General features: G+C 68.3%; 25 protein-coding genes and 2 pseudogenes. 12 read left to right on the top strand and 15 right to left on the bottom strand.

Features of this window, described 5'->3' with window-relative positions:
• The 7 genes and pseudogenes from ABIC66_RS08505 to ABIC66_RS08475 form a co-directional block, all read right to left on the bottom strand.
• Nucleotides 1-687: a TetR/AcrR family transcriptional regulator gene (locus ABIC66_RS08505; RefSeq protein ID WP_354069349.1), complete on the bottom strand. Its 687-nt coding sequence runs from the start codon at nucleotides 685-687 to the stop codon at nucleotides 1-3.
• Nucleotides 684-1,871, bottom strand: coding sequence for a urate hydroxylase PuuD (locus ABIC66_RS08500; protein ID WP_354069347.1), 1,188 nt, complete (start codon nucleotides 1,869-1,871; stop codon nucleotides 684-686). The genes ABIC66_RS08505 and ABIC66_RS08500 overlap by 4 nt, the downstream gene beginning before the upstream one ends.
• Nucleotides 1,871-2,395, bottom strand: coding sequence for a 2-oxo-4-hydroxy-4-carboxy-5-ureidoimidazoline decarboxylase (gene uraD / locus ABIC66_RS08495; RefSeq protein ID WP_354069345.1), 525 nt, complete (start codon nucleotides 2,393-2,395; stop codon nucleotides 1,871-1,873). The genes ABIC66_RS08500 and uraD overlap by 1 nt, the downstream gene beginning before the upstream one ends.
• A gap of 18 nt (nucleotides 2,396-2,413) precedes the next feature.
• Nucleotides 2,414-2,499: pseudogene (locus ABIC66_RS08490) on the bottom strand (hypothetical protein); the annotation flags it as partial.
• A gap of 47 nt (nucleotides 2,500-2,546) precedes the next feature.
• Nucleotides 2,547-3,461, bottom strand: a complete 915-nt coding sequence (gene puuE / locus ABIC66_RS08485) for an allantoinase PuuE (protein ID WP_354069344.1) — start codon at nucleotides 3,459-3,461, stop codon at nucleotides 2,547-2,549.
• A complete protein-coding gene (locus ABIC66_RS08480) occupies nucleotides 3,458-4,678 on the bottom strand; it encodes a pyridoxal-phosphate-dependent aminotransferase family protein (RefSeq protein WP_354069342.1) in 1,221 nt (406 codons plus the stop codon). The genes puuE and ABIC66_RS08480 overlap by 4 nt, the downstream gene beginning before the upstream one ends.
• Nucleotides 4,675-5,928 carry an allantoate amidohydrolase gene (locus ABIC66_RS08475; RefSeq protein ID WP_354069340.1) on the bottom strand — a complete coding sequence of 418 codons (1,254 nt, stop codon included), beginning with the start codon at nucleotides 5,926-5,928 and terminating at the stop codon, nucleotides 4,675-4,677. Before ABIC66_RS08475 ends, ABIC66_RS08480 begins: the two co-directional genes overlap by 4 nt.
• 261 nt (nucleotides 5,929-6,189) lie before the next feature.
• On the opposite strand from ABIC66_RS08475, the gene ABIC66_RS08470 reads away from it, so the two are divergent.
• Entirely contained in the window at nucleotides 6,190-6,576 is a 387-nt protein-coding gene (locus ABIC66_RS08470) for an EF-Tu C-terminal domain-related protein (RefSeq protein ID WP_354069339.1), read from the top strand.
• Here the strand turns inward: ABIC66_RS08470 and trmFO are convergent.
• Complete coding sequence (trmFO, locus tag ABIC66_RS08465; RefSeq protein WP_354069337.1) at nucleotides 6,573-7,976, bottom strand: methylenetetrahydrofolate--tRNA-(uracil(54)-C(5))-methyltransferase (FADH(2)-oxidizing) TrmFO; 1,404 nt, start codon at nucleotides 7,974-7,976, stop codon at nucleotides 6,573-6,575. The two genes, ABIC66_RS08470 and trmFO, sit on opposite strands and share 4 nt — an antisense overlap.
• 96 nt (nucleotides 7,977-8,072) lie before the next feature.
• Here trmFO and ABIC66_RS08460 point away from each other — a divergent pair, with 96 nt between their 5' ends.
• From ABIC66_RS08460 to ABIC66_RS08445, 4 genes and pseudogenes are all read left to right on the top strand, one after another.
• Complete coding sequence (locus tag ABIC66_RS08460) at nucleotides 8,073-9,011, top strand: hypothetical protein (RefSeq protein ID WP_354069335.1); 939 nt, start codon at nucleotides 8,073-8,075, stop codon at nucleotides 9,009-9,011.
• Between the two features lie 202 nt (nucleotides 9,012-9,213).
• A complete protein-coding gene (locus ABIC66_RS08455; protein ID WP_354069334.1) occupies nucleotides 9,214-9,975 on the top strand; it encodes a hypothetical protein in 762 nt (253 codons plus the stop codon).
• Nucleotides 9,976-10,860 (top strand): hypothetical protein, encoded by an 885-nt coding sequence (locus ABIC66_RS08450; protein WP_354069333.1) that lies wholly within the window; start codon nucleotides 9,976-9,978, stop codon nucleotides 10,858-10,860.
• 31 nt (nucleotides 10,861-10,891) lie between these two features.
• Nucleotides 10,892-11,016 (top strand): annotated as a pseudogene (locus ABIC66_RS08445) (hypothetical protein); the annotation flags it as partial.
• Nucleotides 11,017-11,029: 13 nt separating this feature from the next.
• On the opposite strand, the gene ABIC66_RS08440 reads toward ABIC66_RS08445, so the two are convergent.
• Entirely contained in the window at nucleotides 11,030-11,644 is a 615-nt protein-coding gene (locus ABIC66_RS08440) for a glutathione S-transferase family protein (protein WP_354069332.1), read from the bottom strand.
• A 170-nt stretch (nucleotides 11,645-11,814) separates the two neighbouring features.
• On the opposite strand from ABIC66_RS08440, the gene ABIC66_RS08435 reads away from it, so the two are divergent.
• Nucleotides 11,815-12,723, top strand: coding sequence for a hypothetical protein (locus ABIC66_RS08435; RefSeq protein ID WP_354069330.1), 909 nt, complete (start codon nucleotides 11,815-11,817; stop codon nucleotides 12,721-12,723).
• Nucleotides 12,724-12,968: 245 nt separating this feature from the next.
• On the opposite strand, the gene uvrA is transcribed toward ABIC66_RS08435, so the two are convergent.
• Complete coding sequence (gene uvrA / locus ABIC66_RS08430; protein WP_354069329.1) at nucleotides 12,969-15,878, bottom strand: excinuclease ABC subunit UvrA; 2,910 nt, start codon at nucleotides 15,876-15,878, stop codon at nucleotides 12,969-12,971.
• A gap of 183 nt (nucleotides 15,879-16,061) precedes the next feature.
• On the bottom strand, nucleotides 16,062-16,742 hold the full coding sequence (locus ABIC66_RS08425) for a DUF1223 domain-containing protein (protein WP_354069327.1): 681 nt from the start codon (nucleotides 16,740-16,742) through the stop codon (nucleotides 16,062-16,064).
• A gap of 209 nt (nucleotides 16,743-16,951) precedes the next feature.
• On the opposite strand from ABIC66_RS08425, the gene ABIC66_RS08420 reads away from it, so the two are divergent.
• On the top strand, nucleotides 16,952-17,110 hold the full coding sequence (locus ABIC66_RS08420; protein WP_354069326.1) for a hypothetical protein: 159 nt from the start codon (nucleotides 16,952-16,954) through the stop codon (nucleotides 17,108-17,110).
• A gap of 4 nt (nucleotides 17,111-17,114) precedes the next feature.
• Here ABIC66_RS08420 and ABIC66_RS08415 read toward each other — a convergent pair whose 3' ends face one another.
• The gene (locus ABIC66_RS08415) at nucleotides 17,115-17,579 is read right to left on the bottom strand and encodes a DUF1203 domain-containing protein (protein WP_354069324.1); all 465 of its coding nucleotides are present in this window, start codon (nucleotides 17,577-17,579) and stop codon (nucleotides 17,115-17,117) included.
• A gap of 134 nt (nucleotides 17,580-17,713) precedes the next feature.
• Between ABIC66_RS08415 and ABIC66_RS08410 the strand changes: the two genes are divergently transcribed.
• Genes ABIC66_RS08410 through ABIC66_RS08395 form a run of 4 tightly spaced genes read left to right on the top strand, consistent with a single transcriptional unit; the run spans nucleotide 17,714 to nucleotide 21,359 of the window.
• Nucleotides 17,714-17,827, top strand: a complete 114-nt coding sequence (locus ABIC66_RS08410) for a hypothetical protein (RefSeq protein WP_354069323.1) — start codon at nucleotides 17,714-17,716, stop codon at nucleotides 17,825-17,827.
• Nucleotides 17,784-19,391: an ABC-F family ATP-binding cassette domain-containing protein gene (locus ABIC66_RS08405; RefSeq protein ID WP_354069322.1), complete on the top strand. Its 1,608-nt coding sequence runs from the start codon at nucleotides 17,784-17,786 to the stop codon at nucleotides 19,389-19,391. The genes ABIC66_RS08410 and ABIC66_RS08405 overlap by 44 nt, the downstream gene beginning before the upstream one ends.
• Before the next feature lie 33 nt (nucleotides 19,392-19,424).
• Nucleotides 19,425-20,711: a DUF3422 domain-containing protein gene (locus tag ABIC66_RS08400; protein ID WP_354069320.1), complete on the top strand. Its 1,287-nt coding sequence runs from the start codon at nucleotides 19,425-19,427 to the stop codon at nucleotides 20,709-20,711.
• A gap of 15 nt (nucleotides 20,712-20,726) precedes the next feature.
• The gene (locus tag ABIC66_RS08395; RefSeq protein WP_354069318.1) at nucleotides 20,727-21,359 is read left to right on the top strand and encodes a class I SAM-dependent methyltransferase; all 633 of its coding nucleotides are present in this window, start codon (nucleotides 20,727-20,729) and stop codon (nucleotides 21,357-21,359) included.
• Here the strand turns inward: ABIC66_RS08395 and ABIC66_RS08390 are convergent.
• The 3 genes from ABIC66_RS08390 to ABIC66_RS08380 are packed head-to-tail and all read right to left on the bottom strand — an operon-like array spanning nucleotide 21,356 to nucleotide 23,271.
• Nucleotides 21,356-21,805, bottom strand: a complete 450-nt coding sequence (locus tag ABIC66_RS08390) for a flagellar basal body protein (RefSeq protein WP_354069317.1) — start codon at nucleotides 21,803-21,805, stop codon at nucleotides 21,356-21,358. The two genes, ABIC66_RS08395 and ABIC66_RS08390, sit on opposite strands and share 4 nt — an antisense overlap.
• A gap of 6 nt (nucleotides 21,806-21,811) precedes the next feature.
• A complete protein-coding gene (locus ABIC66_RS08385; RefSeq protein WP_354069315.1) occupies nucleotides 21,812-22,159 on the bottom strand; it encodes a rod-binding protein in 348 nt (115 codons plus the stop codon).
• Nucleotides 22,159-23,271, bottom strand: a complete 1,113-nt coding sequence (locus tag ABIC66_RS08380) for a flagellar basal body P-ring protein FlgI (protein ID WP_354069313.1) — start codon at nucleotides 23,269-23,271, stop codon at nucleotides 22,159-22,161. The genes ABIC66_RS08385 and ABIC66_RS08380 overlap by 1 nt, the downstream gene beginning before the upstream one ends.
• 232 nt (nucleotides 23,272-23,503) lie before the next feature.
• Here ABIC66_RS08380 and fliX point away from each other — a divergent pair, with 232 nt between their 5' ends.
• Nucleotides 23,504-23,938, top strand: a complete 435-nt coding sequence (fliX, locus tag ABIC66_RS08375) for a flagellar assembly regulator FliX (protein WP_354069311.1) — start codon at nucleotides 23,504-23,506, stop codon at nucleotides 23,936-23,938.
• Nucleotides 23,939-24,052 lie beyond the last annotated feature (114 nt).

The following is a 24,052-nucleotide window of genomic DNA, read 5'->3' as shown; positions in this document are numbered from 1 at the left end:
TTAGCGCGCCCCGCGCGTGAGATAGCCTTCGAGCAAGGCCAGGGCGTGGTCCAGCCGCGCCCTGCGCCACTCGGGGGCGCTCATGTCGGTGTCCAGGGTCGCCGACAGCGAATAGCCGTTGGCCAGGTGAAAGCGGCTCATGGCGGCGATGGTCACATAGATCTGCACCGGATCCAGGTTGGGGCCGAACAGGCCGCGATCCTGACCGCTCTTGATCAGCTTCTCGATCGTGCGACGCAGCGGGAAGGCGGTCTCGGTGACCACCCGCGACTGGGCCGCGAACTTGCCGTGCTGCAGGTTCTCGTTGCGCAGCAAGCCCTCGAAGCGGGGGTTCTTCTCGAAATAGTCGAACGTGAAGCGCTGCAGTTCGAGGAAGCCCTCGAGCGGCTTGTCGAAGTCGATCTTCAGCTCGGCCTCGCGGGCCCGCAGGTCCATATAGGCGCTTTCGAGGACGGCCATGTACAGGCCCTTCTTGTCCCCGAAGTAGTGGTACAGCATCCGGATGTTGCACTTGGCGGCCTTGACGATCCGCTCGATGCGCGCCCCCGCGAAACCGGCCTGGGCGAACTCCTTCAGGGCCGCGGCGAGGATCGCCTTGCGGGTGCGTTCGGCGTTGCGCTTGCGCGGCGCCCCCGAAGCGTCATTGGCGGCGTCGGTCTTGGTCGCGTCCAGAACGGCGTCGGTCACGGGATCTTGGCTCCCTGTTTGATCCAGGCGCCCAGCTGGGCGCGCTCCTCTTCGGTCATGCCGGTCTCGTTGCCAAGGGGCATGCTGGTCGAAGCGACCGCGCGCTCGTGGATTTTCGGCGCATAGGTCTGGATATGCTCAGGCGTGTCGAAGGTCGCGCCAAGCGGCGGCGCCGAGAAGCCGGCGTGGGTGGGCGAGGCGGCGTGGCACATGACGCAGTGCTTCTGGACGATGGCCTGGGCGGTGGCGAAGGGGATCGGGCCCTCGACCTTGATCTCGTCCTTGGGCTTCGTGCTGGCGACCACCGTGGCGGCGAACACCAGCATCGCCCCGTAGAACAGGAAGTCGTGCCGGATCTTGCCGTGGTGCTTGAGCAGGAAGAACTGCCGGATCGAGATCCCGCCGGCGCTGATCATCGCCAGCAGCAGCCAGCTCAGCGGATGGCCCGTGACCAGCGGATAGTGGTTGCTGATCATGATGAAGATGACCGGCAGGGTCATGTAGGTGTTGTGGACCGAGCGCTGCTTGCCCATCGCGCCCAGGCGCGGGTCGACTTCGCGGCCCGCCAACATGTCGGCGACGATCTTGCGCTGGTTGGGGATGATCACCAGGAAGACGTTGGCGACCATGGCCGTGCCGATGATCGCGCCGACGTGGATGAAGGCGCCGCGGTCGCTGAACAGCTTGGACAGAAAATAGGCCGCCGCGGTCAGCGCGCCGAACCAGACGAGGCCGAACCAGAGGCCGCGCTGGCCCAGGGGTGAGCGACACAGCGCCTCGTAGACGGCTAGGCCGCCGAAGATGAAGCCCAGGCCCGTGGCGATGGCGGCGGGCTGGCTGAAGGCGTGCTTGGCCGTGTCGATCAGATAGACCGGCGCCTGCCAGTAGTAGAGCACGATCAGCAGGACGAAGCCCGACAGCCAGGTGGTGTAGGCCTCCCATTTGAACCAGTGCAGGTGGTCGGGCATGTGGGCCGGGGCCACCATGTACTTCTGGGAATGGTAGAAGCCGCCGCCATGCACGGCCCACAGCTCGCCCTTGACGCCGTCCTTTTCAGGCACGGGCGGGCGCAGGTTGTTGTCCAGCCAGACGAAGTAGAACGACGCGCCGATCCAGGCGACGCCGGCGATCACGTGCAGCCAACGCAGGGAGAGGTTCAGCCAGCCGGGAAGGTCGTAGTCCATCAGTCCGTCACCGCGTCGAGCAGTCTAAGCTTCGAGATCAGGCCGATCTGCTGGATCGCCTCGGCGATCTCGGTCGTCTCGTCGTTGGCGAGGCGCGCCTGCATGGCCGCCAGGATCGAGGCCTTGTCGTTCAGGCGCACGGCGATGATGAAGGGAAAGCCGAAGCGCGCGTTGTAGGCGGCGTTCAGCTGGTGGAAGCGCTCGAACTCCTGCGGCGTCAGCTTGTCGAGGCCGGCGCTGGCCTGTTCGGCGTTGCTCTCGGCGGTCAGCTGCTTGGCGATCGCGGCCTTGCCGGCCAGTTCCGGGTGGGCGCGGATCAGGGCCAGCTTGTCGGCGGTGGTCGCGGCGTCGAGCACGGCCATCATCGCGTCGTGCATCGCCTCGACGCTGGCGAACGGCCGCTCGTCCCAGGCGCGCTCGACGACCCAGGGCGACAGCTCGAACGCAAAGCCCAGGGCGGTGGCGAAGCCCGTCCGGTTCATGCTGTTCAGGATTTTCAGCGAGAGGGGGGGAGCCGAACTCACGCGTTCACCTCACTAAATGCCGTCATCCCGCGCTTCATGCGCGGGACCCATCTGTCCGTCGCAGGTGCGGAGAAGATCACTCTCTCACGTGAAAGCTGAACCATGGGTCCCGCGCATGAAGCGCGGGATGACGGCAAAGAGTTGGAAGCGTTCATTTGACGCTTCCGCTGTACGGATGCGTCGCGATCCAGTGCCTGGCGATGTCGATGCGCTTGGCCACCCAGACCCTGTCGTGCTGGGTCACGTGGTCGAGGAACCGTCGCAGCGCGCCGATGCGGCCGGGCTTGCCGACCACGCGGCAGTGCAGGCCGACGCTCATCATCTTCGGCGCGGTCTCGCCTTCCAGATAGAGGGCGTCGAACGCGTCGCGCAGATAGGTGAAGAACTGCTCGCCGGTGTTGAAGCCCTGGGCCGCCGTGAAGCGCATGTCGTTGGCTTCCAGGGTGTACGGCACGATCAGCTGGGCGCGGCCGTGCTGATCGTCCCAGTACGGCAGATCGTCGGCGTAGCTGTCGGCGTCGTAGACGAAACCGCCTTCCTCGGCGACCAGGCGGGCGGTATTGGGGCTGGTGCGGCCCTGGTACCAGCCCAGCGGTCGCTCGCCCGTCAGGCGCTTCTGGATCTCGATCGCCCGCTGGATATGCTCCAGCTCCTGCTCGGGCGTGAAGTGCTGATAGTCGATCCAGCGATAGCCATGGGTGGCGATCTCCCAACCCGATTTCATCATCGCCTCGACGGCGTCCGGGTGGCGCTCCATGGCCTGGGCGACGCCGAACACGGTCAGCGGCAGGCCGTACTCCTCGAACAGTCGCCGGATCCGCCAGAAGCCGGCCCGCGAGCCGTATTCGTAGAGGCTCTCCATTGACATGTTGCGCATGCCCTGGATGGGCTGGGCGCCGACCATCTCCGACAGGAAGAACTCGCTGACCGGATCGCCGTGCAGGATCGACCGCTCGGCGCCTTCCTCGTAGTTCAGCACGAACTGCACGGCCACGCGGGCGCCGTTCGGCCAGTGGGCCTGAGGCGGATGCTCGCCATAACCGATCAGATCGCGGGGATAGGTCATCCGAACACCTTCGCCGCCGCGTCGACGCCGGCGCCGGCCGGAGCGCCGAAGCCTTCCCAGCGCAACACCGCCTCCAGCGCCGCCAGGGTCTGCAGCACCGCATGCTTGCGGGCGTTCACGCCCATGGTTCCGATCCGCCAGATCTTGCCGGCCAGGGGACCGAAGGCCGCGCCGATCTCGATCTCGAAGTCTGTGCGCATCCGCGCCTTGACCCGGTCGTAGTCGACGCCGCTGGGCGTGATCACGCCGGTGACGTTGGTCATCTTGTGGGCTTGGTCGCCATAGACCGTCAGGCCCAGCGCCTCGATCCCGGCGGCCATGGCCGCGCCGGCTTGGGCGTGGCGGGCGAAGCGGGTCTCCAGGCCTTCCTCCAGCACGATCCGCGCGCACTCGCGGGCGGCGAACAGCATGCTGGCCGCCTCGGTGTGGTGGTTCAGGCGTTTCTCGGACCAGTAGTCCATGATCATCGCCAGGTCGAAGTAGTTGGAGGCGATCCGCCGGCCGTTGCCGATGGTCCCAGGGCCGGCCAGACCCTTCTCGACATGGCGGCGGGAAAAGATGTGATCGGCGGCGCGGTCGCTGATCGTGATCGGGGCCGAGCCCGAGGGGCCGCCCATGCACTTTTGCAAGCCGGCGGTGACGATGTCCGCCCGCCAGTTATCCACAGGCACGCTCATGCCGCCGAGAGTCGCGGTGGCGTCGACATAGAGCAGGGCGTCGTGGCGACGGCAGATCTCGCCGATGGCCTCGATCGGCTGGGCGATGGTGGTCGAGGTGTCGCCATGCACGCAGGCGACCAGGCGCGGCTTGACCCGCGCCACGGCGTCCTCGACGGCCTGCGGATCGACGACTTGGCCCCATGGACCCTCGACGAAGGTGACCTTGGCGTCGCAGCGCTCGGCGATCTCGGCCAGCAGCAGGCCGAAGCGTCCGGCATTGACCACCACCACGTCATCGCCCGGCGCCAGGGTCGAGACCAGCGCCGCCTCGATGCCGGCCCGCGAGGTGCCATCGATCAGGAACGTCCAGCGGTTCGACGTCTGGAAGACGCCGCGATACAGCGCCATGACCTCGTTCATGTAGCCGGTGAACTCGGGGTCGAACTGGCCCAGCAGCTGCACCGACATGGCCCGCAGCACGCGCGGGTGCACGTTGATCGGGCCGGGGCCCATCAGCAGGCGGGCGGGGTGGTCGAGCTCTTTAAACGTGTCGGTCATGCGCGTTCGCGTCGTTCTAGCTTGTCGATGAAATGGAGCATGGCTTGGGCCGCCAGGGCGCAGTCGGCCTCGGTGACGGCTTCGGCCGGGTTGTGGCTGATCCCGCCTTCGCAGCGGATGAACAGCATGGCGACCGGGCAGAGCTCGGCCATCACCATGGCGTCGTGACCCGCGCCCGAGGGCAATCGGCGGGCGGGCAGGGATAGGTCGGCGAGAGCTTCGTCCAGCAGGTCCATCAGCGCCGGATCGCAGGGGCTTTCGGCCAGGGCCTGCATCAGGTGGATCTCGACCTGGAGGCCCCTCGCGGCGACGATCGCGTGGATCTCGGCGCAGACCGCGTCGACGGCCGTGTCTCGGGTCGCCGAGGTCTCGGCGCGGATGTCCATCGAGAACTCGACCGCGCCGGGGATGACGTTGAACGCGCCGGGCAGCGCGGTCATGCGGCCGACCGTGCCGACCAGACCATCGGTCCCGGCGCGGCAGATCCGCTCCAGCGCCAGCATGCACTCGGCGGCGGCGGGACCTGGGTCCTTGCGCAGGTTCATCGGGGTGGTGCCGGCATGGCCGGCGGTCCCGATGATCTTGACCATCAACCGCTTCTGGGCGGCGATGGCGGTGACGACGCCCAGGGCCAGACCTTCGGCCTCCAGCACCGGACCCTGCTCGATATGCGCCTCGAGGAAGGCCAGCACGTCCTCGGGCTTGCGCGCGGCGCTGGCGACATCGGCCGGATCGCCGCCGAACGCGGCCAGGGCCTCGGCGACGGTGACGCCCTCGGCGTCCTTCATGTCCAGGGCGGTGGTGTCCAGGACCCCGGCGATGGCCCGGCTGCAGCTCATCGAGGCGGGGAAGCGCGAGCCTTCCTCGTCGCCGAACGCCACGACCTCGATCGCGAATGGCAGGCGGCGACCGGCGCGGCTCAGCGCCTCGACCACGTCGATCCCGAGCGTGATCCCCAGAGGGCCGTCGTAGCGCCCGCCGTTGCGGACGCTGTCGATGTGCGAACCGATGATCAGGGCCTTGGCGCCCGGCGTCTCGCCCTCGTAGCGGCCGATCAGGTTGGCGGCGGCGTCGCGGCGCACGCTCATGCCGGCCGCCCGCATCCAGTCGGTCAGCGTGGCCAGGGCGGCCTCGTGGGCGGACGTCAGGAACCGACGCGTCAGCTGGCCCTCGACCTCGCTGTAGGGCGCGACGCCCAGCAGGTCGCAGCGCGCCTTGGCCCGAGCCCCCATGTCGACCGCTTCGCTCACCTTCGATTCGACCCCCGCATCACGACCGTCGAGACATCCGCGATAGCAGGAGAGACCCGGCAGGCCTTGCTTCGCAACCGTTCCACGCGCTCAATCACGCGCCGGCGCCTCGACAAGCGCCATCCGCGAACGGCGGCGCCTACGGCTAAGTCATAAACTACTTACTTAGCGCCGGCGAGTGGCGAGGGCGCGGCGAAAACCTCTTCTCCTCGGCGGCGCGATACGGCAGCTTCTCCATCGGCGGGGCGATCGGAGATGACGATGACGCCTGTATTCCGTGGCCTGGTCCTGGCGACCCTGATCACCGTTCCAGCCTTCGCGAGGGCGAGCGCGGCGACGCTGCCGGCCGGCGCCTCGATCCCGGCCAGGATCACCCTTCTGTCGCTGAATGGGCCGGTCGGCCGCCAGAACCCGTTCTACCGAGGCTATCGCCCGACGTTCGTGTTCGGCGGCGCCAAGGCCGAGGTGATGTGCGACATCGATCTGCCGGGCGCGCGCGAAAAGGTCGAGCCAGGCGAGACCGTCGAGGTCCTCCTGCGGTGCATCGAGCCCGTTTCCATCGACGCCGGCGCGCCAGCCTTCATCTTCCGCGAGGGCGGCCGCAAGGTCGGCGTGGGCGAACTCGAGCTCCCGCGGGCTGACCGCTAGGCCTGCAGCCAGGCGTCGAGATCCTTCAACGCTCGCACGCTCATCAGGCGCTTCTTGGCGCGGCCGCGCTCCTTGAGCGGGATCTTCTTGCCGTCCTCGTTGACCTTGGGGGCCTCCAGCGGCGGCAGCAGGCCGTAGTTGATGTTCATCGGCTGGAAGGAACCTCCATCGAGGTGGCCGCCGGTGATGTGCTGGACCAGCGCGCCCAGGGCGGTGGTTTCCGGCGGCGCCGCGATCGACGCGCCCTTGCGGTCGGCGGCGGCGAAGCGGCCGGTCAACAGGCCCATGGCCGCGCTCTCGACATAGCCCTCGACGCCAGTCACCTGGCCGGCGAAGCGCAGGCGCGGCTGGACCTTCATGCGCAGCGACTTGTCCAGCAGCTTGGGCGAGTTGATGAAGGTGTTGCGGTGCAGGCCGCCCAGGCGCGCGAACTGGGCGTTCTCCAGGCCCGGAATCATCCGGAAGGTTTCGGCCTGGACGCCGTGCTTCAGCTTGGTCTGGAAGCCGACCATGTTCCACAGCGTGCCCAGGGCGTTGTCCTGGCGCAGCTGGACGATGGCGTAGGCCTTGACCAGCGGATCGCGCGGGTTGGTCAGGCCCACCGGCTTCATCGGGCCATGCCGCAGGGTCTCGCGGCCGCGCTCGGCCATCACCTCGATCGGCAGGCAGCCGTCGAAATAGGGAACGTTCTCCCACTCCTTGAACTCGGACTTGGGGCCTTCCAGCAGGGCGTCGATGAAGGACTCGTACTGTTCCTTGTTCATCGGGCAGTTGATGTAGGCGGCCGCGTCGCCGCCGGGGCCTTCCTTGTCGTAGCGCGACTGGCGCCAGGCGATGTCCATGTTGATTGAGTCGAAGTGGATGATCGGCGCGATGGCGTCGAAGAACGACAGCTGGCCTTCGCCCGAAAGCTCCAGGATCGCCTCGGCCAGGGCCGGCGAGGTCAGGGGACCAGTGGCGACGATGACATTGTCCCACCCATTTGTTTCATCGGCCGCCGGCGGCAGGCCGGCGATCTCCTCGCGGACGATGGTGACCAACGGATGAGCTTCGAGGCGGCGGGTGACCTCGCCCGAGAAGCCGTCGCGGTCCACGGCCAAGGCGCCGCCCGCCGGCACTTGGTGCTGGTCGGCGCAGGCCATGATCAGGCTGTCGCAGCGGCGCATCTCGGCATGCAGCAGGCCGACGGCGTTGAATTGCCAGTCGTCCGAGCGGAACGAGTTGGAGCAGACCATCTCGGCCAGGCCGTCGGTCTGGTGGGCGTCGGTGGTGACGCCCTCCCTACGCATCTCGTGCAGGATCACCGGCACGCCGCTCTGGGCGATCTGCCAGGCGGCCTCGGAGCCGGCCAGGCCTCCACCAATGACGTGGACGGGTTTCAGGGTCGAATTCGTGGTCATGGGGCGCCCTATACCCCCGGCTGTCGCTCGGCGAAACCTGGTGTAGGCTGTCGTCATGGGCCGGGCCCTGCGCGCCTGGCTATCCTGGGAGGGGACATGGCGAGGTTTTCCGTGACCGAGGCGGCGACGGCCGGCTTCGGCGTGATCGGTCGCAAGCCTTTAGCGGTGGTGGGCTGGGCGATCGCCCTGGTGCTGGCGCTGATGGTTCCGGCCGTCCTTTGCTTCCTGGCCATGGGGCCGGAGTTCCAGAAGCTGATCCAGCTGGCCATGACCCAGCGCGGCGCCGACCCCAGCCCCGAGATGATGCAGCAGATGATGCGGGCCCAGTCGGGCATGACGGCGCTGAACCTGCTGTTCTGGCTGTGGTCCTCGTTCGTGAAAGCCGTGTTCTGCGCGGCGGTGTTCCGCGCCGTCCTGGCGCCCGGCCAGTCGGCCTGGGCCTATCTGCGAGTCGGCTCGCGCGAGATGTGGCTGACCCTGCTGCTGCTCGTGGAGCAGGTGCTGGCGATGATCGCCGTCTTCGTGATCGTGCTCCTGGTGGCGGTGCTGGCCGCCATCGTCGCGCTCGGCGGCGGCGAGAGCGGCCGTATGGCGGCGATCGCCACGGCCTGCGTCGGCGCGCTGGTCGCGTTCGGCGTCATGCTGTGGGTGGCGCTGCGGCTGTCGATGGCCGCGCCGATGACCTTCGTCGACAACCAGTTCCGGCTGTTCGAATCCTGGAGCCTGACCAAGGGCCAGGGCGGGCGGCTACTGGGCGTGGTCCTGCTGATCGTCGTCTTCGTGCTGGGTCTGGAGATCCTGGTCGGCGGCGTGGTGGTCGGTATCGCTGTGGCGGCCGGCGGCTCGCTGGCGGCGCTGCATGGCCAAGGCGGGCTCGAGGCCTTCATGGCCCGGCCGCCGATCGACCTGCTGCGCGATCTCTGGCCGTGGCTGGCGGCGTTCGGAACGATCGCGGCGCTGTTCAGCGCCGTGGTCCAGGCGCTGTTCTACGCGCCGTGGGCGGTCATCCACCGGGCTTTGACGACGGAAGCGTAGCGCCTGTCCGTTTCTGATGGAAACATCAGAAACGGATAAACAGGCTCTATCTCAAACCTTTAGAGCGTGGCGGGCGCCGAAACCGCTCACACTTTCAACTGCCGCGCTCTAGCGCCGCCATCGCCAGAACCGCGGCGAGGTCCTAGATTGCGCGAGACCGCCCGACTCACCGGTGAGACGGGCGCAGCAGGGACTTGATCAGATGGCGGACGGATCGGCGGGAGTCGGCGCAACCTTGCGCGCGGGCCTTTCCGACGTGGCGAGCGCGGCGCGCGACTGCTGGGGCGCCCTGGCGTTCGCGGTGGTGCTCAGCGTGATGGCCAGCGTCCTGCCGCCAGGCGCGCGTTTCGTCGCCGCCTTGCTGGCCGGCGTGATCGCCCAGGGCGCTCTGCTCCGCCGCGCCTTCGGTCGTCAGGCGGGTTTCAAAGGTCTGCGCTGGGGCCGAGACGAGTGGCGGCTGCTGGCCGCCCAGCTGATGATCCTGGCCCTGATGCTGTTGATCGGCGCGATCCTGATGGTCGTCGTCGGCGGCGTCGCCCTGGGCGTGGCCCGCACCGCCGCCCCCGGTTTCGATCCTGGCACGATCAACGGCTGGAAGGCCGCCTTCGCCAGCGCCGGTCCGGCCGGCTTCGTCCTGACCCTGGCGCCGTTGGCCAGCCTGGCGATCCTGATCTGGCTGGGTCTGCGCCTGTCGCTGTCGGCGCCAGCCACGGTCGAGCAGTCCGGCGTGCGGGTGCTGAGCGCCTTCCCGCTGACGAAGGGCCGCGTCCCGGCCCTGTTCTTGATCGGCCTGGCCATCGCCGTGCCAGTGGCGCTGCTCAGCGCGGTGCTGAGCCTGGCGCAAGGCCAGGGCCCCGCCGTCGCCGCCGTGCTGGCGGTCTGCACCTATTTCTACGCCATGCCGGCCTGGACCGGATCGCTGGCCCATTTCTACCGCCACAGCGCGGTCTCGCAGGACGCCTAGATGTCTGTTCGCCCCGTCGACGCCGCCCTCGAGGGCCTTCGCACCATGCGGCGCAAGCCGTTGCCGGTGCTGGCCTGGGCGACCTTCTCGCTGGTCATGCTGCCGATCCTGGGCCTGGCGGCCAAGATCCTGCTGGGCGAGGAGGGGCGCGCCGCCCTGGCCGGGCGCGGTTCGTCGGCCGATCCGCGCGAGATCCTCGACCTCGTCACCCATCTGGGCGGGGTGATGGTGCTGCTGATCGCTCTGGCCCTGGTGCTGGGCTCGGTGCTGCAGGCGGCGATCATCCGCGCGGTGATCGAGCCCCAGAACGACCGCTTCGCCTATTTGCGCCTGGGCAAGGAGGAGCTCCAGCTGCTGGTGGTTTCATTGATCACCTGGGCGGCGGCCCTGGGCGTCACGGTGATCCCGTCCGGCGCGGTGGTGCTGGGGACGTCCCTGCTGTCCGGCGCCGCGGCCGGCTGGTTCGCCACCCTGGGCGCGCTGGCCGTGATCGGCCTGTCGCTTTGGGTGGCCGTACGCCTGTCACTGCTGGGCCCGCACGCCTTCTCGCATCACCACATCGACATCCGCGAGGCCTGGGTCCAGACCCATGGCCAGTTCTTCCGCCTGCTGGGTATGTACGTCCTGGCCATCATCCTCAGCGCCCTGGTCTCGCTGATCGGGGCGACCCTGTCGAGCATCGTCGCCAATGTGATCGGCGGCGGCGTCGAGTCGACGAACGGCGACGTGGTGGCCAGCCATCCGCGCCTGATCCTGACCCTGCTGGCCAATCTGTTGCTGGCCCCGGTCTTCCTGACCCTGCAGACCGTGATCCTGGTCGCGGCCCCGGCCAAGGCCTTCGCCCATCTGAACCAGGACGAGATCGACGCGGGCCTGCACGACTAAATTCGCGCGTCGGCGGTCGCCTCGAAGCGCCTCAACGTGTCATCCCGGCCGTAGCGCAGCGGAGAGCCGGGACCCAGGGGCGACCGCATTGCGCTTGGTCCCTGGGTCCCGGATAGCGCTGCGCGCTTCCGGGATGACACGGAATTTACGGTCTAAGCAGCGAGAAGCCCTAAGCCCCCGCGCTGGGCCGCGCCGCCATGCGTTCGCGCCAGGCGATCACGTGCTTGGCCTCCGACGGCGTCGAAAGGCCCGTGAAGTCGGCGAAGTCCAGGGTGGTCTGGCCGGCGATGTCGGCGATCGTATAGGTGTCGCCAACCAGATACGGGCGGCCATCGGCCAGTTCGCGGTCCAACCACATCTGGATCTTGGCGACGACTTCGCGGTTCGACTCGCCGAACTCCTTGTTCTGTTGTAGCAGATGCGCCGTGAACGGATGGGCGTGACGCCAGAACATGCCGACCGGCACGGTCAGGCGAAACTCGATCCGGCGGGTCCACATCTCGACCTGGGCCTGCTCCAGCGCCGTGACGCCGAACATCGGCGGATCCGGATGTAGCACCTCGAAATAGCGGCAGATGGCGACCGTCTCGCTGATCGTGGTCCCGTCGTCCAGCTCGAGGACCGGCACCTGGCCCAGGCTGTTGCGGGCCAGGTGTTCGGGGGACTTGTGGCCGCCCTGACGCATGCCGATCGGGATCTCGGGCACGCTGAGGCCCTTCTCGGCCAGAAAGATCCGCACGCGGCGCGGATTGGGCGCCGGCATGGCCTCGCCATAGAGCTTCATCGTTCCCTCCCGGATCGCGGCGCGCTCGGGCGGCTCGCTTTTCAAACGGATGTTAGAATTATGCCGCACCCCACCGCAACCCCATATGAAAAAGCCGCGTTGCGCCCTGTCGAAGCGGCGCGAACCTTGTTAGGCCTACCGCCTGTCCGCCATCTGACGAGCCTGTTCCCATGTCCAAGTTTTCCGCCTCCGACGCGGCCTTCTCCGGCTTTCGCCTGGTGCGGGAGAACCTGAAGACCGTCGCCATCTGGGCGGGCCTCATGACGGTGCTGTCGATCCTGTCCAACACGGTGGCGATTCAGTTCTTCGGCCCCAAGCTGGGGGCCTTTCTCAACTACATTTCCGACAACAGCTCGCCCGACCCCGATGAGCTGATGCGTCGGATGGCCGACCTGGCCCCAATGATGCTGTGGTCGCTGCCCTACAGCCTGCTGGTCAACGGCGTGATCTTCGCGGCCCTGAACCGTCTCGTGCTGCGCCATCAAGACAGCCGCCTGGCCTATCTGCGCCTGGGCATGGACGAGGTGCGCCAGGCCGCCGTGTGGCTGCTGGCCAGCCTGGTGCTGATGGGCGTGCTGTTCCTGGGTTCGGCCCTGTCGGGTTTCCTGGCCGGGTTGGGCGGGCCGACCGGCGCGTTCCTGGCCCTGCTGTGCGCCGTCGGATCGCTCGGCGCGATGGTCTATTTGGCCGTGCGCCTGTCGTTCGCCTCGGCCGCGACCTTCGAGACCGGAAGGATCACCCTGTTCCGATCGCTGCCCGAGACCAAGGGCCAGTTCTGGCCGCTGCTCGGCGCTTATCTGCTGGCCGGGGTGATGAGCGTGATCGTTATCCTGCTGATCTGGATGATCGTCTACGCGATCGGTCTGGTCGCCTCGGGCGACTTCGCCGCCACGGGTAAGATGATGCGGGCCGACACCAGCTCGCTGAAGGCCTATTTCACGCCGGCCGGCATCGTCCAGGCGTTGTTCTCCGGCGTGTTCTCGGTGCTAACGACCCTGATCGTGTTCGGCCCCGCGCCGTCGATCTATCGCGAGCTCAAGGAAGGCCGGGCCGGGGGCTCGGCCGACGGCGGCTGGTAGGTTCAGCGCTCTCGCGAACTCAAACACCCCCGGAGATTGCTCTCCGGGGGTGTCTGTGTTTGGGCAAAGAACGTCGCCTTCCTCGCCCTTGTGGCGAGGACCCATGGTTCCGCCAGGCTCGACGATGATCAGCAGGCTCCGCCAGCGTGGACGAGCGCCGTCTAGCACAATGCCTGCCGAACCCTGGGCCCTAGGCACAAGGCCTAGGGAGGCAAGGTGAGGGAGCTTTCGAGGAATTCCGAACCCTAAGCCCGCTTGGCCTTCTTCAGTTCGGCCACCCGCGCCTTGCGGCGTTCCTCGTGGCGGTCGAGGATGTCCTTGAGGTAGCGGCCGGTCCAGCTGGCTTCGACCTTGGCCACGTCCTGGGGCGAGCCGGTGGCGACGATCTCGCCCCCGCCGTCGCCGCCCTCGGGGCCGAAGTCGATCAGCCAGTCGGCGGTCTTCACCACGTCCAGGTTATGCTCGATGACCACCACGGTGTTGCCCTGGTCGGCCAGCTCATGCAGCACCTCGAGCAGCTTCTTGGTGTCCTCGAAGTGCAGGCCGGTGGTCGGCTCGTCGAGGATGTACAGCGTCCGGCCGGTGGCCCGACGCGACAGCTCCTTGCTGAGCTTCACCCGCTGGGCCTCGCCGCCGGACAGGGTCGTGGCCTGCTGGCCGACCTTGATGTAGCTGAGGCCGACGCGCTTCAGCGTCTCCATCTTGTCGCGGATCGGCGGCACGGCCTTGAAGAAGTCGGCGGCCTCCTCGACGGTCATGTCCAGGACGTCGGCGATCGTCTTGCCCTTGAACACCACGTCCAGGGTCTCGCGGTTGTAGCGCTTGCCCTTGCAGATATCGCAGGTGACGTAGACGTCGGGCAGGAAGTGCATCTCGATCTTGATGACGCCGTCGCCCTGGCAAGCCTCGCAGCGGCCGCCCTTGACGTTGAAGCTGAAGCGACCGGGGCCATAGCCGCGAGCCTTGCTCTCCGGCAGGCCGGCGAACCAGTCGCGGATCGGACCAAAGGCGCCGGTATAGGTCGCCGGGTTCGAGCGCGGGGTGCGGCCGATCGGGCTCTGGTCGATATCGATGACCTTGTCGAACTGCTCCAGGCCCTCGATCCGTTCGTGCGGCGCCGGGGCGTCGCTGGCGTTGTTCAGGCGGCGCGCGGCGGCCTTGTAGAGGGTCTCGATCGTGAAGGTCGACTTGCCGCCGCCCGACACGCCGGTGATGCAGGTGAAGGTGCCGACTGGAATCTCGGCCGTGACGTTCTTCAGGTTGTTGCCGGTCGCGCCAACGACCTTCAGCACCTTCTTCTTGCTGATCGGGCGACGCTCTTCCGGCACCTCGATTTCGCGAACGCCGGTCAGATACTGGCCGGTGACGCTGTTGGGATTGGCCATGATCTCGGCCGGCTTGCCCTGGGCGACGATCTCGCCGCCGTGGACGCCGGCGGCCGGGCCCATGTCGATCACGTAGTCGGCGGTGAGGATGGCCTCTTCGTCGTGCTCGACGACCAGCACCGAATTGCCCAGATCGCGCAGGCCCTGCAGCGAGGTCAGCAGGCGGGTGTTGTCGCGCTGGTGCAGGCCGATCGACGGCTCGTCCAGCACATACAGCACGCCCGTCAGGCCCGAGCCGATCTGGCTGGCCAGCCGGATGCGCTGGCTCTCGCCGCCGGACAGGGTGCCCGAGCCGCGCGACAGGTTCAGATAGTCGAGGCCGACATCGACCAGGAACCGCAGGCGATCATTGATCTCCTTCAGGATCCGCCGGGCGATCTCCATCTGCTTGTCGGTCAGCTGACCTTCCAGGCCGGCGAACCAGTCGCGGGCCGGGCGAATGGCCAGCATCGAGACCTCGGCGATGTCCATGCCGGCGATCTTCACGGCCAGGGCTTCCGGCTTCAGGCGCTTGCCGTGGCAGGTCTCGCAGGGCGTGTCGGACTGGTAGCGGCCCAATTCCTCGCGCACCCAGCTCGAGTCCGTCTCGCGCCAGCGGCGTTCCAGGTTCGGCAGCACGCCTTCGAAGGGCTTCTCGACCTCGTACTTGCGGGCGTTGTCGTCGTAGACGAACTTGATCTTCGTCCCCTTCGACCCGTTCAGCACCACGTCGCGCGCGTCCGGCGACAGCTTGTGCCACGGCTCGTCCATCGAGAAGCCGTAGTGGCGGGCCAGGGCCTGCAGGGTCTGGGTGTAGAGCGGCGACGGACCCCGCGCCCATGGCGCGACCGCGCCCTTGTGCAGGCTCTTGTCCTTGTCCGGAATGACCAGGTCGGCGTCGAAGGCCAGCTTGGCGCCCAGGCCGTCGCAGACCGGGCAGGCGCCGGCCGGATTGTTGAACGAGAACAGGCGCGGCTCGATCTCGGCGATCGTGAAGCCGCTGACCGGACAGGCGAAGCGTTCCGAGAACAGGATCCGCCTCGGCTCGGTCTCGCCTTCTTCGATATTGGCGAACTCGGCGACGGCCAAGCCATCGGCCAGACGCAGGGCCTGCTCGATGGAGTCGGCCAGGCGCTGCTCCATGTCGGGCTTGGTGACCACGCGGTCCACGACAACGTCGATGTCGTGCTTGAATTTCTTGTCGAGGATCGGCGCATCCTCGATCGGATAGTATTCGCCGTCGATCTTCAGCCGCTGGAAGCCGGCCTTCTGCCACTCGGCGATCTCCTTCTTGTACTCGCCCTTGCGGTCGCGAACGACTGGGGCCAGCAGATAGAGGCGCGTGCCTTCGGGCAGGGCGGTGATCTTGTCGACCATCTGGCTGATGGTCTGGCTCTCGATCGGCAGGCCGGTGGCGGGCGAGTAGGGGACCCCGACCCGCGCCCACAGCAGGCGCATGTAGTCGTGGATCTCGGTCACCGTGCCGACGGTCGAGCGCGGGTTGCGCGACGTCGTCTTCTGCTCGATCGAGATCGCGGGCGACAGGCCCTCAATCAGGTCGACGTCGGGCTTGCTCATCAGCTCCAGGAACTGACGCGCATAGGCCGACAGGCTTTCCACATAGCGGCGCTGGCCCTCGGCATAGATCGTGTCGAAGGCCAGGGACGACTTGCCCGAGCCCGACAGGCCGGTCAGCACGACCAGCTCGCCACGCGGGATGTCGACGCTGACGTCCTTCAGATTGTGCTCACGGGCGCCGCGAACGCGGATGAAGTTCAGTTGCTCAGCCATGTTTTCCGGAACGTTGGACCGCGACATTGGTCGCAGCGCAGCGGCTATATGTAGGGCTCAGGGCGCGAATTAACACAAGAACAAGATGCGAACAAATGTCGCGCGCGAGAGGCGCCGTTTCTGCTGACAGTGGATGTCAGCAACCCGCCTCTCGTAGGGCGCCGCTCGGCCGGGTAACGAGCCTTAATCCAACCGCGCCGCGGCCAGGATCGGGCCGCCGTCCGGCGCCTGGACCAGCACCGCCGTGCGATACGCGGGGTCGGGCGAAGCCGGCGGGGTGAAGCTGACGGCCGCGCCGTTCCAGGCGCCCAGGCGGGTCAGCTGCCGGACGATGTCGCGGTGGGGCAGGGTCTTGCCGCCGTTCTCGCCGCGCTGGATGGACACCCGCTGCACGCGCGGGTCGTAGCGCACCAGCCAGACGTCCGCGGGCCGGTTCGGCGTGCGGCCGGCGGCGATCTGGACACTGCCCGAGGCGCTGGCGATGCGGGTCTCGTTGACCGGGCGGGCGTTGCGCAAAGCGCTGTCCACCTGGCGCGGATCCATACCGACGACGCTGTCACGCCCTTCGATCACCATCTCGGGCGTGCCCAGCTGGACGCCCAGCGCCCGGGCATAGGCGCGCTGGCGGTCGGTATAGGCCTTGGTGGCGAAGGTGTCCTTCCAGCCCAGCTGATCCCAGTAGGTGACGCCGAAGCTCAGGGCCAGCACATCGGGGCGGCCGGCGATGGCGTTGAGATTGGCGTTGGCCGGCGGGCAGGACGAGCAGCCCTGGCTCTGGAACAGCTCGATCACGACGGGTCGGTCAGCGGCGACGGCCGGGGTGGCGGCGGACAGCAGAGCGAGGGCGGCGAACACGGGCTTCATCGGAAACCTCCGAGGGTACTGGAGGTGATTACGAAGCGCGCAAGGTCGAGGTTACAGGGGCGCGCGACGAAAAAGCGACGAACCCGCTTCTCCCCGCCCACCTTGGCCGTTGAGACTCGTTAAACCCTGTTTGGAAGCGGGTTCTTCAGTCCACGCATGATCTAACCGCCACGATCGGGCGGGGGCTCGACCTACTAAGGGACCGAGCCATGGCCAAGAAGGCCGCCAGCGAAAAGCAGGAAGCCAAGCAGGACGCGTTCGACGCGCTGAAGGGGCCCAAGCAGCGCTCGATCATCATCGACATGATGGTGTTCTGCGGCGGGATCGGCTCGCTGGTCTGGGTCCTGCGCGAGATGGCGGCCTCCTAGGCCCTCAAGCCCTGTCGATCCGCGCGGCGTAGCAGCCCCACTTGGCGTAGTGGGCGTGCAGATAGGCGATCTGCGGATCCTCGAACAGCGTCGCGATCAGGGCGTCGGCCTGGGCGCCCTCGACGATGTCGGCGGCGCGCATCATGCCGTCCCGGTCGAAGGCGCGCAGGGCCAGCAGGCGACGGCGCAGGGCGGGCGGCATCTCGTCGACCGTAGCGACCGGCTCGACCCCTTCGCGCACGAAGATCGCGTGGCTGGCGCGGAACGGCGTCGGCGCGGACTGGTGCTCGTAGTTGACCAGGATCAGGGTCTCGCCCGGCTTGGCGTCGTCCAGGCTGACGCGGCAGGGAAAGCCCAGCGGCGCGTCGGCGACGACGCGGCGGGCGCCGTGGGCGACCAGCGTTTCGTCGTCCATCGAAAACAGCGGTGCGAACGGCTCGGCGGGCAGGCTGGTGACGGCGTAGGTCATGGGGGAACTCCTCTGTCGCCACTGTTGTCGCGCCGCGGAGCGTCTGGCGACACCCGATCCTTGCGGTTGCCGTTTGCGGCGGCTCCGCTTGCTCAACTGGGCCCACGGGCGTAGAAGCCGCCCCTTCCCATTCAATGGAGGCCGCCATGATCAGCAAGCCGGAAGACCGCTTCGTCCTTCCCGTTTCCCTGACCGTGGGGTCGCATGTCCTTCGTCACTCTGGACGCCGTTTCCGCTGCCACGCCTGACGGCCGAATCCTCTTCGACAATCTGAACCTTTCCATCGGGGCCGAGCGCATCGGCCTGGTGGGCCGCAACGGCGTGGGCAAGAGCACCTTGCTGGCGCTGACCGCTGGCCTGCGTCCGCCGCTGGCCGGCACGGTGGCGCGCGCCGGAACCGTCGCCACCCTGGACCAGACACCGGACCTGTCGCCCGGCGCGCGGCTGGTCGACCTGCTGGGCGTCGGGTCCGACTGGGATCGCCTGGCCCGCATCGAACGCGGCGAGAGCGACGAGGCCGACCTCTCCGACGCCGACTGGGACCTGCCCGCGCGGCTGGACCAGGCCCTGGCCGATGTCGGGCTTTCCGGCCTGGATCCCGAGCGGTCGGCCAGGGCGCTGTCCGGCGGCCAGGCGACGCGGGCCGGCCTGGCGCGGCTGCTGATCGCCCGGCCCGACGTCCTGCTGCTGGACGAGCCGACCAACAATCTCGACGCCGAGGCGCGCGAGATCGTCGGGCGGGTGCTGACCCGCTGGCGCGGCGGGGCGGTGGTGGTCAGCCACGACCGAAGCCTGCTGCGCGGCATGGACCGGATCGTCGAGCTCTCGTCCCTGGGCGCGCGATCGTACGGCGGCGGCTGGGACCTCTATGCCGAGCGCAAGGCCCTGGAGGCCGAGGCCGCTCAGCGCGACCTGGACCACGCCGAACGCGAGGTCCGCCGTGTCGCCCGCGAGGCCCAGGTCGCCCGCGAGCGCAAGGAGCGCCGCGACGCCGCCGGCAGGCGCTTCGCCGACCGGGGCGGCACGCCCAAGATCGTGCTGGGCATGATGGCTGAGCGGGCCCAGAACAGCGGCGCGCGCGAGGGCAAGCTCGCCGACAAGCTGGCGACCCAGGCCAGCGAGGCGAAAGCCTCCGCCGAGGCCCGCGTCGAGCGCGCGCGGCCCCTGGGCTTCGACCTGCCGTCCAGCGGTCTGCCGGAGGGGCGCGGCGTGCTGGCCTTCGATGAGGTCGCCTTCGCTTGGCCGAACGGGGCGCCGGTGATCGAGGGCCTGTCGTTCCGGATCGCCGGGCCCGAACGGGTCGCCGTCTCCGGTCCGAACGGAGCGGGCAAGACGACCCTGATCCGCCTGGCGACAGGCGACCTCACACCGACGGCGGGCGAGGTGAAGCTGTCCGTCCCCGTCGCCCTGCTGGACCAGCGGGCGGCGCTGCTGGACGACGACGAGACCATTCTCGAGAACTTCCGACGCCTGAACGCGAAGGCCAGCGTCAACGACGCGCACGCGGCCCTGGCCCGGTTCCTGTTTCGCAACACCGCCGCCCACCAGGTCGCCGGAACCTTGAGCGGCGGCGAGCGCTTGCGGGCGGCCCTGGCCTGCGTGCTGTGCGCCGCCGTCCCGCCGCAGCTGCTGATCCTGGACGAGCCGACCAACCACCTGGACTTGGCTTCGATCGAGGCCGTCGAGGCGGCGCTGTCCGGCTATGACGGGGCGCTGCTGGTGGTCAGTCACGACACCGACTTCCTGGCCGGGATCGGCGTGGACCGGACGATCGCGCTCAAACCTCGTGACGGCGTCAAGGATGTCCGCTAATTCTATGTGACCGGTAACATAAGGCTCGATCCGATGACCCGGCAACGCAGGGAAGACGAGATGGACGGCGGTCGGGACCACCCGCTTCGGGTGACATTGAGCGAGTTGATGCACTTGCGGGCGCTGCCTTTGGACCGGGCGCCGGTCCGCCTGCGCCAGTGGGTCTATCTGGTCGAGGCCGAGGATCGCGCGCAGGAGGCGGCCTTCGTCGCGCTGTTCGCGCCGGGCCAGGATCCCGCCGCTGGCCGGGTCGTCGTCGCTAACGACGACGGCGGCTGGCTGTGGGAGCGCCACCAGGAGTTCTCGACCTGGACCTGGTTCGGCTATGGAGCGTTGGGACGCGAGCTCGGTTTCGAGCCCTTGCCCGAGGAGAGCTTCTTCTGGCTCGACGGCGCGCCGGGCCAGGTGTTTCGGGGCGTGGAGATCTCGGTCTCGGCCCCGGGGGCGAAGCCGCCGACGGATGCGGCCTTGGGCCGCCACATCGATCTGCAGCGCTGCGTCTCGTGCGAGGCGTTCGACGGCGCCGCGCGGATCTGGACCGACTTCCGCCTGCGCGAGGGCGGGACGGGACGCATCCATGTCCACAATGTCAGCCTGGCCAATGACGAGGTCTCGCGGCTGGTCCAGACCCTGCTGGAGATCGGCAACTATCGGAAGCTGGCCCTGATCGGCTTTCCGCCGGCCCGCGAGCTGCTGGCCTGGCTGGATGGGGCCGAGGCGCGGCTGGCGGCCATCACCAGCGGCCTGGCCGCCGGCGAGGACAGCCAGAGCGTCCTCGCCCATCTCCTGGCCCTGTCGGCCGAGGTCGAGCTGAGGGCGGCCAGGAGCCGGTTCCGGCGTGGCGCGACGGAGTCCTATCACCGCCTGACCATGGATCGGCTGGAGGCTCTGCGCGAGCGACGCGTGGCCGGCCATTCGACCATGAGCGAGTTCATCGCCCGCCGCCTGCTGCCCGCCATGCGCACGCGCGAGGCGGCCGACCGGCGCCTGGACGACCTGTCGCTGCGCGTGGCCCGCAGCGGCGACCTACTGCGCACCAAGCTGGGCCTGGCCCAGGACCGCCAGAACCAGGAGACCCTGCGCGGCATGGACGCCAGCCTGCAGCTGCAGACCAAGCTTCAGGGCTTGGTCGAAGGGCTGTCGATCTTCGCGGTCGGCTATTACGTGCTGGGGCTGCTGGGCTATCTGCTGAAGCCGTGGCTGCATAACTGGCCGGGCGGCGCCGAGCGGGTGCTGTCGGCCCTGGTCCCGCTGGTGCTGATCGCGGTGGCCGCCAGCCTGCACCGGCGCAAGAAGCGGTTGATCGACGGGGCGGAGTAGAGGCTTAGTCCGCGCTTGGACCTTGAAGCCTTCATCCAAGACCGCCTGCCGCTGGAGCCCGCGCCCGGCGTCCCGGAGATCCGCCTACATCGGGCCGGACCTCGCAGCGGGCTGATGCGCTTGGCGGACGCCGATCCGGACTTCGGTTCGCCCTATTGGGCGCGGCCCTGGGGCGGTGGATTGGCCTTGGCGCGGCACGTCCTGGACCATCCGGAAGTCGTCGCCGGCAAGCGCGTGCTCGACCTCGGCGCGGGCTCGGGCCTGGTGGCCATCGCCGCCGCCTTGGCTGGGGCGGGGGAGGTGAGCGCGGCCGATGTCGACCCCTATGCGGTGAGGGCCACCCGCCTGAACGCCGCCGCCAACGGCGTCGCGGTCGAGGCGATCCACGACGACCTTACCGCCGCCGAGCCGCCGGACGTCGATCTGATCCTGGTGGGAGACCTGTTCTACGATCCGGATCTGGCGGCGAGGGTCTCGGGCTTCCTGGCGCGCTGCCTGGCGAGCGGGATCGAGGTGCTGATCGGCGACCCCTGGCGCACAGCCCTGCCGACCGACCGCCTGGGGGTCGTGGCCGAGTATCCGGTAGCCGACTACGGCGACCCCGACGGCGCGACGCGGGCCGCGGCGGTGTTCGCGTTGAAGGCTTAGGCTTTCCGGTTCAGCGTGATCGCCGAGCCGACCTGCGGGCGGTCGTTGATCATCGCGCCGGCGCCGTAGGTGGTGGCCGGGGCGGCGCGTTGGTTGGCGATTTCCTGGGCCACGGCGTGGACCAGGCCCTCGGTCACCGTCTTGGCGGCGCTTACAGCGCGCGCCTGGCGGGCCAGGACGGCGTCGAAGGCCTCGGTGGCGCGCATCAGGCGCTGGCGCAGTTCGGGCCGGGCCATCTCGACCAGGGCGACATTGGCCCGCACTCGCATCGACTCGTGCCGATAGACATTGGCCAGCTTGGCGGTCTCTTCGACGTACTGCGCCGCCTCGTGCGGGCGGTGGGTCTCGAAGGCGTTGGCTTCCTTGGCGATCAGGTCGGTCAGGCGTTCGGTCAGCAGGATCAGCTGATGGACGCGATCGTCGGCGTCGACGGCGGCGATGGCCATGGCGGGTTACTCCTTCAGACCCTGAAGCTTCAGCATTTCGCGCTGGATGGTCGAGGCCAGGCCGATGCCGCCGGCCTGGGTGACCTGCTTGGACATCGCATCGGTCAGCACCGACTTGAACATCGCCTCGCCCTGGCCGCCGCCGAACGGTTCGGAGGTTTTCACGCCCTCGAACATTTGCTGCATCATCACGTTCATGAACGAGGACTCGAAGTCCTTGGCCGTCTGGCCGATCTTGGCGCGCTTGGCCTTTTCCTCGGCCGACATCACGACCTGCTTGCCAGCCACTTGGGCGGCGGCGGCGACCGCGTCGATCTTCGAGGCGACGTTGGTCAGGGCGGAGAGGGCGCTCATCACATCACCTCGATGTCGGCTTGCAGGGCGCCCGCGGCCTTCACGGCCTGCAGGATCGAGATCATGTCGCGGGGCGTGACGCCCAGGGCGTTGAGGCCGCCGACCAGGCTCTTCAGCGACGGCGAGCCGCCCAGGGTGATCAGCTTCTTGCCCTTCTCCTCGTCGACGCTGACCGTCGATTGCGGGACGACCCGGGTCTGGCCCTGGCTGAACGGGGCCGGCTGGCTGACGGCCGGGTTTTCCTGAACCGAGATGGTCAGGTTGCCCTGGGCGATCGCCACTTGGCTGATGCGGACGTCGTCGCCCATGACGATCACGCCGGCCACTTCGTCGATCACCACCTTGGCCGGGCCGTCGGGCTCGACTTCCAGGTTCTCGATGTTGGTCATGAAGCTGATCATGTCCGTGCCGGGAGGCGGGCGCGTGGCGATGATGGTCGGGTTCTGGGCCTGGGCGCAGCCGGGAAACTTGCCGTTGATCGCGTCGGCGATGCGGCGGGCGGTGGTGAAGTCCGGATTGCGCAGGGTCAGGCGCATGATGTCCATATTGACCATCTGGAAGCCGGTTTCGCGCTCGATGACGCCGCCGCCGGCGATCCGGCCAGCGGTCGGAACGCCCTTGGTGACCGAGCTGCCAGAAGCGCCGCCGGCCGAGACCGAGCCGGTCTGCACGGTGCCTTGGGCGACGGCGTAGGTCTGGCCGTCCGCGCCTTGCAGGCTGGTGACCAGCAGGGTGCCCCCCAGCAGGCTCTTGGCGTCGCCCAGGGTCGAGACGGTGACGTCGACCTTCGAGCCCGAGGCCGAGAACGGCGGCAGGTTGGCGGTGACCATGACGGCCGCGGTGTTCTTGGTGTTCAGATTGCCGTCGCGGACGTTGACGCCCTGGCGCTCCAGCATCGCTTCCAGGCTCTGCTTGGTCATCGGCGCGTTGCGCAGGCTGTCGCCCGAACCGTTCAGGCCGACCACGATGCCGTAGCCGATCAGCTGGTTCTCACGAACGCCCTCGAAGGCGACGATGTCCTTGATCCGCGACTTGGCGAACGCCGGGCCCGCGACCAGGGCGGAAACGGCGGTCAAGGCGATCAGAGCGGTGCGAAAGAATGAACGCGGCATGATAGTCCCGTGGCGGGGAGACGTCCCCGCGCCGCCCCATGCCAGAAGCGGGCCAGTTTCCCGAACGCCCTCAGGGCCTTGTGACTCAAGGGATTCCGGATTCGGCGGTGGTCCGCCCGGCGCCGAACGGCAGATTCTGCCCGGCATTAACCATACTTCAAGCGCCCCATCGGATTATGATCCGGCATGTGAGATGAGTGACTCGCACGCGTAGGCTTTTTGGAGCTGTCGGATGAAGGTTTCCAGCACGGGGGGCGTAGGCGCGACGGGCGCGTCGCGGGCCAAGCCCGCCGGCGGTTCGTCGAGCTTTTCCCTGCCTTCGGTCAACGCCGCCAGCGGCGCGGCCAGCACCGCCTCGGTGGGCGGGCTGTCGGGGGTCGGTTCGGTCGACGCCTTGCTGGCGCTGCAGGAAATGGGCGCGGTCGGCAATCCGCTGGAGCGCAAGCGCCGCGCGGTGCGTCGCGCCGAGCACATCCTGGACCTGCTGGGCGACGTGCGGATCGCGCTGATCGACGGCGACATCTCGCACAGCACCCTGGATCGCCTGTCGAAGGCGATCCGCGAGCAGCGCGAGGCCACAGACGATCCCGGCCTGGAGGGGATCCTCAACGAAATCGAGACGCGAGCGGCGGTCGAATTGGCCAAGCTTCAGGCGCGGGGACGCTGACATGGCGAGGGCGGGGATCAAGAACGTCGTTCGATCCTGCCACGCTTGGCCTTCCCACGCGTTTTACATTTGTCGCCGCCGCGATCGCGGGCCTGGCGTGCGTCTGGCGCGAAC

Origin of the sequence: Caulobacter sp. 1776 (assembly GCF_040545685.1) — a bacterium.
In the GTDB taxonomy this organism is placed as follows: domain Bacteria; phylum Pseudomonadota; class Alphaproteobacteria; order Caulobacterales; family Caulobacteraceae; genus Caulobacter.
Note: the sequence above shows the minus strand (reverse complement) of the source record. Positions and strands in the feature narration are given on the sequence as shown.

What these genes read in the sequence shown, in the direction of transcription:
- ABIC66_RS08435 (WP_354069330.1), top strand. Translation starts at nt 11,815, where the DNA reads ATGTCCAAGTTTTCCGCCTCCGACGCGGCCTTCTCCGGCTTTCGCCTG.
- puuE (WP_354069344.1), bottom strand. Translation starts at nt 3,461, where the DNA reads ATGACCTATCCCCGCGATCTGATCGGTTATGGCGAGCATCCGCCTCAG.
- ABIC66_RS08500 (WP_354069347.1), bottom strand. Translation starts at nt 1,871, where the DNA reads ATGGACTACGACCTTCCCGGCTGGCTGAACCTCTCCCTGCGTTGGCTG.
- ABIC66_RS08385 (WP_354069315.1), bottom strand. Translation starts at nt 22,159, where the DNA reads ATGAGCGCCCTCTCCGCCCTGACCAACGTCGCCTCGAAGATCGACGCG.
- uvrA (WP_354069329.1), bottom strand. Translation starts at nt 15,878, where the DNA reads ATGGCTGAGCAACTGAACTTCATCCGCGTTCGCGGCGCCCGTGAGCAC.
- ABIC66_RS08480 (WP_354069342.1), bottom strand. Translation starts at nt 4,678, where the DNA reads ATGACCGACACGTTTAAAGAGCTCGACCACCCCGCCCGCCTGCTGATG.
- ABIC66_RS08380 (WP_354069313.1), bottom strand. Translation starts at nt 23,271, where the DNA reads ATGCCGCGTTCATTCTTTCGCACCGCTCTGATCGCCTTGACCGCCGTT.
- ABIC66_RS08470 (WP_354069339.1), top strand. Translation starts at nt 6,190, where the DNA reads ATGACGCCTGTATTCCGTGGCCTGGTCCTGGCGACCCTGATCACCGTT.
- ABIC66_RS08420 (WP_354069326.1), top strand. Translation starts at nt 16,952, where the DNA reads ATGGCCAAGAAGGCCGCCAGCGAAAAGCAGGAAGCCAAGCAGGACGCG.
- ABIC66_RS08400 (WP_354069320.1), top strand. Translation starts at nt 19,425, where the DNA reads ATGACCCGGCAACGCAGGGAAGACGAGATGGACGGCGGTCGGGACCAC.
- ABIC66_RS08415 (WP_354069324.1), bottom strand. Translation starts at nt 17,579, where the DNA reads ATGACCTACGCCGTCACCAGCCTGCCCGCCGAGCCGTTCGCACCGCTG.
- ABIC66_RS08450 (WP_354069333.1), top strand. Translation starts at nt 9,976, where the DNA reads ATGTCTGTTCGCCCCGTCGACGCCGCCCTCGAGGGCCTTCGCACCATG.
- ABIC66_RS08425 (WP_354069327.1), bottom strand. Translation starts at nt 16,742, where the DNA reads ATGAAGCCCGTGTTCGCCGCCCTCGCTCTGCTGTCCGCCGCCACCCCG.
- ABIC66_RS08390 (WP_354069317.1), bottom strand. Translation starts at nt 21,805, where the DNA reads ATGGCCATCGCCGCCGTCGACGCCGACGATCGCGTCCATCAGCTGATC.
- fliX (WP_354069311.1), top strand. Translation starts at nt 23,504, where the DNA reads ATGAAGGTTTCCAGCACGGGGGGCGTAGGCGCGACGGGCGCGTCGCGG.
- ABIC66_RS08410 (WP_354069323.1), top strand. Translation starts at nt 17,714, where the DNA reads ATGGAGGCCGCCATGATCAGCAAGCCGGAAGACCGCTTCGTCCTTCCC.
- ABIC66_RS08405 (WP_354069322.1), top strand. Translation starts at nt 17,784, where the DNA reads ATGTCCTTCGTCACTCTGGACGCCGTTTCCGCTGCCACGCCTGACGGC.
- ABIC66_RS08455 (WP_354069334.1), top strand. Translation starts at nt 9,214, where the DNA reads ATGGCGGACGGATCGGCGGGAGTCGGCGCAACCTTGCGCGCGGGCCTT.
- trmFO (WP_354069337.1), bottom strand. Translation starts at nt 7,976, where the DNA reads ATGACCACGAATTCGACCCTGAAACCCGTCCACGTCATTGGTGGAGGC.
- ABIC66_RS08460 (WP_354069335.1), top strand. Translation starts at nt 8,073, where the DNA reads ATGGCGAGGTTTTCCGTGACCGAGGCGGCGACGGCCGGCTTCGGCGTG.
- ABIC66_RS08440 (WP_354069332.1), bottom strand. Translation starts at nt 11,644, where the DNA reads ATGAAGCTCTATGGCGAGGCCATGCCGGCGCCCAATCCGCGCCGCGTG.